At 31.5% G+C, this 292-nt stretch carries 1 protein-coding gene; it reads right to left on the reverse strand.

The window, feature by feature from the left end; translation table 11 throughout:
• Positions 1-20 precede the first annotated feature (20 nt).
• On the reverse strand, positions 21-292 hold a 272-nt coding region (locus BB427_RS05060), incomplete at its 5' end, for a cytochrome c oxidase subunit II transmembrane domain-containing protein (RefSeq protein ID WP_069019150.1).

Genomic DNA, 292 nt, shown 5'->3' on the forward strand with positions numbered 1-292 from the left:
AAATCAGCATATTCATAAACTCAATACCACTGACGCCCTACAGCCTTAATAGTAATATCAGGATCATCCATCTCCTCCATCATATATAATAACCTTAAAGAAGGGAGAGCAATGAACAAAAGAAAAACAGCAGGTAACATAGTCCAAATTCTTTCCAACTCTTGCCCTTCAAACACTCGACGATTAAATCTTTTAATAAAAATAGAATTAAAAAGCATATACCCTACTAAAATAGTGATAATCGTTAATACAATCATAGTATGATCATGAAAAAAAATAAGTTGTTCCATCA

This window comes from Pseudoalteromonas sp. BMB, assembly GCF_001709235.1.
In the GTDB taxonomy this organism is placed as follows: domain Bacteria; phylum Pseudomonadota; class Gammaproteobacteria; order Enterobacterales; family Alteromonadaceae; genus Pseudoalteromonas; species Pseudoalteromonas maricaloris.